The 6,338-nt window shown below is 48.7% G+C and carries 4 protein-coding genes; all 4 read left to right on the top strand.

Features of this window, described 5'->3' with window-relative positions; translation table 11 throughout:
* The first annotated feature begins 543 nt into the window (after positions 1-543).
* The 4 genes from licT (at position 544) to ARB69_RS14240 (ending at position 6,336) form a co-directional block, all read left to right on the top strand.
* Positions 544-1,395, top strand: a complete 852-nt coding sequence (gene licT, locus ARB69_RS14255; protein ID WP_055153839.1) for a BglG family transcription antiterminator LicT — start codon at positions 544-546, stop codon at positions 1,393-1,395.
* A 564-nt stretch (positions 1,396-1,959) separates the two neighbouring features.
* Complete coding sequence (locus tag ARB69_RS14250; RefSeq protein ID WP_055153836.1) at positions 1,960-3,360, top strand: PTS transporter subunit EIIC; 1,401 nt, start codon at positions 1,960-1,962, stop codon at positions 3,358-3,360.
* A 2-nt stretch (positions 3,361-3,362) separates the two neighbouring features.
* A complete protein-coding gene (locus ARB69_RS14245) occupies positions 3,363-4,790 on the top strand; it encodes a family 43 glycosylhydrolase (protein WP_055153834.1) in 1,428 nt (475 codons plus the stop codon).
* Position 4,791: 1 nt separating this feature from the next.
* Positions 4,792-6,336 (top strand): DUF5597 domain-containing protein, encoded by a 1,545-nt coding sequence (locus ARB69_RS14240; protein WP_055153832.1) that lies wholly within the window; start codon positions 4,792-4,794, stop codon positions 6,334-6,336.
* The last annotated feature ends 2 nt before the right edge of the window (positions 6,337-6,338 follow it).

Genomic DNA, 6,338 nt, shown 5'->3' with positions numbered 1-6,338 from the left:
CCATGTCAATGTCCTTTCCGTTCACGAAGAATCCGTAGGCGAAAAAGCAGGGAATATGGAGGGCAGAATTTGCCTTACCAGGCAAATTCTGTTGCCGCCGGCGGCGCGAATGCATCGGCATTCGGGCCAACTGCGGCAAGCACCCTCCATATTCCCTGCTTTTTCACCAACGGATTCTAACGCTTACTCTATGGACTTTGACATGGCATACACTTCCCCGGCAGGGAACCAGACTCGCCTTTCACTACGCTGGGCGCATCCGGGCGGGAGGGCGGCTTCACGGGAGAGTGATGGACGGGGGCGGCGTATTTGGGTGGGCTATTTGGAATGTTGTTTTGTGGGATGTGCATAAATTATTGGTGGTAAAATAGGTGGTTTTTACTATTGTTTTTTTTGTTTTGATTTGTTATAGTACATTTTGTAAGAAAATTGATTATATGGAATGTTATGATTCAGTTCAGCATGATCCGTTAAGATGTTTATTTCATAGTTTATATGGAATCGTCGTACGGGTCTTTTTTATTTTACTTTGGGGGAAAGCAGATGAAGATTTCCAGAGTTTTGAATAATAGTTGTGTGATTGTGTTAGATGATAATGAGAAAGAGCTGGTTCTTTTGGGGAATGGGATTGGGTATGCTAAGCGGCCGAAGGATATGGTGGATAAGACCAAGGTTGAGAAGGTTTTTGTTCTGCAGGAGGGACAGCATGTGGAACGGTTTGCGGAGCTGCTGGAACGGGTGCCGGATGGAATCGTGGATCTTGCAGAGGAATTGATTGAGACGGCACATGAAAGCCTGGGGACGGAACTGGATGAGTCTATTCATATTTCGCTGCCCGATCATATTGCGGGGGCAGTGGATAATTATAAGAATGATGTTGTGCTACACAATACATTGCTTTTGGAAATAAAAAAGTTTTATGAGAAAGAATATCGTGTCGGAGAGGCGGGGCTGAAGTTGATTGAGGAACGCCTGGGAATCAGGATGGCCGAGGATGAGGCGGGGTTTATTGCTATGCATTTTGTGAATGCCCAGTCTAATTCAGAAAATGACCAGACCAGGGCAGTGATTACGCTGGTGGATGAGATGGACAGGATTATTTCTCAGTATTTTGGTAAGAAGATGGCAGCGTTGGATAAGAATTCCCTGATTTATTGCAGATATATGACTCATTTGAAATTCTTTGCGCAAAGGGTGCTTACCAAGACTTATTTTGAAGAGAATGATGTGAAGCCGCTGAACCTTACGCTGAGGAAATATAAAGAAGAGTACGCATGTAGCAAGAAGGTGTGCGGGTTTATTGAGAAGAAATACAATTACGAAGTAAATGAGGACGAGGTGCTGTATCTGACCGTGCACCTGGCACAGATCATGAACAGGAAGCAGCAGGTGTAGAATGCTGTGTGTTACTATTACGGAGCCGTGCACCAAGCTACACGGCATTCGAGACAATAAAGTGGTGGGGACGGGCAGCTGACCTGAGGGGCGGCTGGAAGTATAAGTAGATAGTGAAACAGGAATGTTATGATTGAGTTCAGCATGATCCGGATAACCAAGGGGGCGGTTTAAACTGCCGTCAGGTTTTCTGGATCATTTTTTATATAATAGGAACGTGCTTAGCACTCTCCTAATTATATAAAACCCTCCGGGGGATGCACACGCCCCCACAAGGTATATAGCCGCAACGCGGTATCGCGGCGGCGCCAAAGTGTGCAAGCCCCTTAGGAGTGAGGGGATGGGGAGCTGAAGTGTGCTTGGCCGCTTTGTTATCATCAGGTCATTTTATATGACCTGCAGCTGATGCTTCCGGGCATCTGTAAACTTGGGAAATACCGCTGTTACGGTGTTTTAAAGTCTCCTGCAGGGACAAATAGATTTTACTTCGAACATGTGATGTTCTAAGGAAACACAAGAAATAAGTTCATACAATTTATCAGGAAGAAAGAGAGGAAGAGAATTATGGCAAAGGATTACAGCAGGCTGGCGGAACAGATTGTTCAGTGCGTCGGCGGAAAAGAAAATATTAAGTCCTTGATCCACTGCATGACAAGACTGCGGTTTCAGCTGCAGGATACGGAGAAGGTGGACACTGGGAAACTGCAGCAGACGGAGGGCGTTATTAAGTTAATGATCTCAGGGGAGCAGTATCAGGTCGTGATTGGCACGCATGTGGATGAAGTGATGGCGGCCATTGAGAAAGTGACCGGTGTTTCCTATGGCGGGAAAATTGATGCGGTGGAGCCGGAAGACGTTAAGAAGGGCTGGAAGGAGAGGCTGTCACCGAAGAATATTGTGAATGTATTTATCGATACGGTGGCGGGTATCTTCCTCCCGCTGATGGGCGCTATGATGGGCGCGTCGCTGCTGAAGGCAGTGGCTATTATGTGCTCCACTTTCGGATGGCTTTCACCCGATAACACAACCTATACGATTTTATATGCAATCGGGGACGGATTCTTTTATTTCATGCCGATATTTCTTGCATTTACGGCGGCAAAGAAATTTGACGCAGAGCGGTTCGTGGCGGTGGCGATTGCCGCAGCTATGGTATATCCGGATCTGACGGCGCTGTACAGCAGCGGCGCAGAGACACAGTTTCTGGGGATTCCGGTTGTACTGATCAGCTACACGTCATCTGTACTGCCGATTATCGCTGCGGTATATGCGCAGAGTAAGCTGGAAAAAGTTTTGAAGAAAATTTTCCCGAAAATGATACGTTCTATTTTTGTACCGGTTTTAACGCTGCTGATCATTGTACCAGTTTCCCTGATTGTAATAGGGCCTGTTACGGATGTGATTGGTTCCGGTATCGGGAACGGACTTGGATGGCTGGTTGAGACGGTTCCGGCGGTGGCAGGATTTGCACTTGGCGTTTTGTGGCCAATCCTGATTATCTTTGGATTCCACTGGGGGCTTGTACCGGTTGTTATGAATAATATCACCGTGTATGGAGGGGATATGCTTCTTCCTTGTACGGTCGGAACGAATTTTGCAATGGCCGGCGCAGCACTGGGGATCTGGCTGAAGACCAAGAAAACTTCCGTGAAAAGCGCCGCGCTGCCGGCAGCCGTGTCGGCACTGGTGGGCGGTGTTACCGAACCGGCTATTTACGGACTGAACCTGAAGTATAAACGGCCGTTTTTTATCGCATGCCTCTGCACCGGCGTGGGCGGTATATTTGTGGGAATGTCGGGGGTCATGTTCCCATCCGTTATGACAACCTGTATTCTGACCCTGCCGGCTCTGATCGGTCTGGGCGGTGCGTCCGTGGCTATTGCATCCGCAGTTGGGTTCTTCGGAAGCGCGGTACTAACGTATTTGTTTGGATTCAATGATTCTATGGTAAAAGAGGAGGAATAGCAATGAAGAAACCTGCAGTTAATCCATATCTGCCGTCCTGGGAGTTTGTGCCGGACGGGGAGCCGCATGTATTTGGAGACAGGCTCTATGTATATGGATCCCATGACCGTTCCCATGGAACGACCTATTGCGAGGAGGACTATGTGGGCTGGAGCGCGCCTCTGGACGATCTGGGAGACTGGAAATACGAAGGCGTGATCTATCGGAAAAATCAGGACAGAGAGAACCCGGACGGTAAGAAGTTGATGTTTGCGCCGGATGCCGCGCAGGGACCTGATGGACGGTATTATTTGTATTACGGGCTTTCGGATGTAGAATACATAGGAGTGGCGGTCAGCAGTTCGCCGGCCGGCCCCTTTGAATATTATGGGAGAGTGGCATATGAAGACGGCAGCGGCCTGGAGGGGCTGGCATTTGACCCGGGGATTCTGGCAGAAGAAGACGGGATCTATCTTTATTATGGGTTTTCACATAAAGCAGATGATAAAACCAAGAGACAGTTTGAGGTCATGAACAAAAAGATCATGCCGGGTGCATACATGGTGAAGCTTGACAGAGACATGAAAACAGCGGTTTCAAAGCCGGTTCTGATTGCCAATGGCTATTCTTCTGCGAAAGGAACCAGTTTTGAAGAGCATCCGTTTTTTGAGGCTTCCAGTATCCGGCGTATTGACGGGAAATACTATTTTGTCTACTCCAGCCTGCAGGGACATGAGTTGTGTTACGCGGTATCCGATTCCCCGGAGGGGCCGTTTGTCTACGGCGGAGTGATCGTATCGAACGGTGATATCGGCCTGGGAGAGGGGCAGAGGGCCTATGATGCGAATAATCACGGCGGAATCGTGGAGGTAAAGGGACAGTACTATATCTTTTATCACCGGCATACCCACGGAACCCATTTCAGCCGTCAGGGGTGTGCGGAAACAATACGGATCATGGAAGATGGCAGTATCCCGCAAACGGAGATCACAAGCTGCGGGCTGAATCGCGGCCCGCTGCCTGCAAAAGCACAATATCCGGCATACATTATCTGCAATCTGCACGGTCCCAAACCTGCCTGCCACATACCGTCTAAACCTCCTTATGACGAGACAGTGCCCTATCTGTGGGAAACAGAAGAGGAGGACAGGGAGCAGCGGATATTATATCTGAAGAATCTTCAGAAAAATGCGGCCTGCGGGGTAAAATACCTGGAATTTTCAGGCGTATCAGAGATCAAGGTCACAGTCAAAGGCGCATCCGGGCGGATTCATGTTTGCCTGGATGATGAAAAGAACAGCCCGTCAGCCGTGATACATGTGGGAAACACTTCCGAAGAATGGCAGTCCTGCACTGCGCCCGCAGTTATTTCCGACGGCATTCATGCAGTCTATTTCTGGTTTGAACCAGACACAGGCTCCATGGACATGCTGGATTTCAGGTTCTCATAATATGAAGAATATTTCTGAAATAAGAAAAATTGACGGTATATGGACGCTGCTTGTGGATGGGAAACCATTTACCATGTTATGTGGGGAAGTGCATAACTCGTCGGCGTCCGATGCCGGATATATGGAAGAGCAGGTATGGCCTTTTCTGAAAGGGCTTCATATAAACAGCCTTCTGGTTCCGGTTTACTGGGAAATGATAGAGGCGCAGGAGGATGATTTTGATTTTACTGTATTAGATGCTGTAATTGAACAGGCAGAAAGGGAAGGGGTAAAACTTGGTATACTTTGGTTCGGCCTGTGGAAAAACGGAATCTCCAGTTATGCCCCGGAGTGGGTGAAGAAAGATCCGGGACGCTTCTTTCGGTCAGAAGACAGATATAACCGGCCCATGGATGTCATTTCCGCGTTCTGCAAGGCGGCTGTAGAAGCGGATGCAAAGGCATTTGGCAGATTGATGGAACACATTGGCGAGAAAAATAAAGAGATGCAGACCGTCATTTTGGTACAGGTAGAAAACGAAGTGGGGCTGCTGGGCAGCGACAGAGACTATTCCCCGGAAGCAAATGCGCTATTTGCGAAAGAAATACCCGGGGAGATCTCGGAGATGTATGAGAGAAGCGGTTCCTGGGAGCAGGCGTTTGGAGAAGAGGCTGCCGAAGTATTCATGGAATATGCCTACGCTTGTGCCGTTGGGGGGATTGCCAAAGCAGGAAAAAAGGCATACCCGCTTCCAATGTGTGTGAATGCATGGATTGAGAAATTTCCATGGCGTCCGGGCGGATATCCAAGCGGCGGCCCAATCGCCCGTTTCCTTCCGCTCTGGAAAAGATTCGCACCCGATATAGATGCAGTATGCCCGGATGTGTATACCTCAGATTTTAAAGGGATCTGCAGGGAATATAAGACGGCGGGGAATCCGCTGCTGATTCCGGAGCACAGACGCGATATCAGGAATATCAGTCATTTGTTTTATGCAGCAGGTGCGTGCCAGGCTCTGTGCTTTTCACCCTTTGGCATCGAGGATTTTCTGATGCCGCCGGAGACACGGACAGGGATCGGCAATCCGGAGGTTATGAAAATCCTGAATATCGATAAGAGCGCATGGGAGTGTGAAAAGACAGGTGTTTTTCTGGGCTTGGCATATCAGCTGCTGGCTTCCTCCATGGATGTGATATACCGATATCAGAAAATGGGGAAAGTGCACGGATTTCTGCGGGAAAATGAACATGATAAGGGAACGGTCATACACCTTTCATCCTGCGATGTGCGGATCGACTATATAGACCAGAAGCCGGATACGCCGAAGTCGGCAGGTCTGATTATAGAAAGCGGGGACAGGGAGTTCTATGCCGCAGGCGTGAATTTTAGATACTCACTGCTTCCGCCTAAAAACAAGATGAGGGAGGCAGGCATATTAGAATACAGCGAAGGGCAGTTTAAAGATGGTGAGTTCCGAAGATGCCGCATACTGAACGGAGACGAGAGGTACTGCATGCTGATGTTGGAAAAACCGGAGCTGCAGCGAGTGAAATGGTATTTTTATTAGGA

It is taken from the genome of Faecalicatena contorta (assembly GCF_001404335.1).
In the GTDB taxonomy this organism is placed as follows: domain Bacteria; phylum Bacillota; class Clostridia; order Lachnospirales; family Lachnospiraceae; genus Faecalicatena; species Faecalicatena contortus_B.
This window is presented reverse-complemented; position numbering and strand designations above follow the sequence as displayed.

Bases quoted from the DNA above. Each gene is read 5' to 3' on its own strand.
- licT (WP_055153839.1), top strand. From the start codon at position 544: ATGAAGATTTCCAGAGTTTTGAATAATAGTTGTGTGATTGTGTTAGAT.
- ARB69_RS14250 (WP_055153836.1), top strand. From the start codon at position 1,960: ATGGCAAAGGATTACAGCAGGCTGGCGGAACAGATTGTTCAGTGCGTC.
- ARB69_RS14245 (WP_055153834.1), top strand. From the start codon at position 3,363: ATGAAGAAACCTGCAGTTAATCCATATCTGCCGTCCTGGGAGTTTGTG.
- ARB69_RS14240 (WP_055153832.1), top strand. From the start codon at position 4,792: ATGAAGAATATTTCTGAAATAAGAAAAATTGACGGTATATGGACGCTG.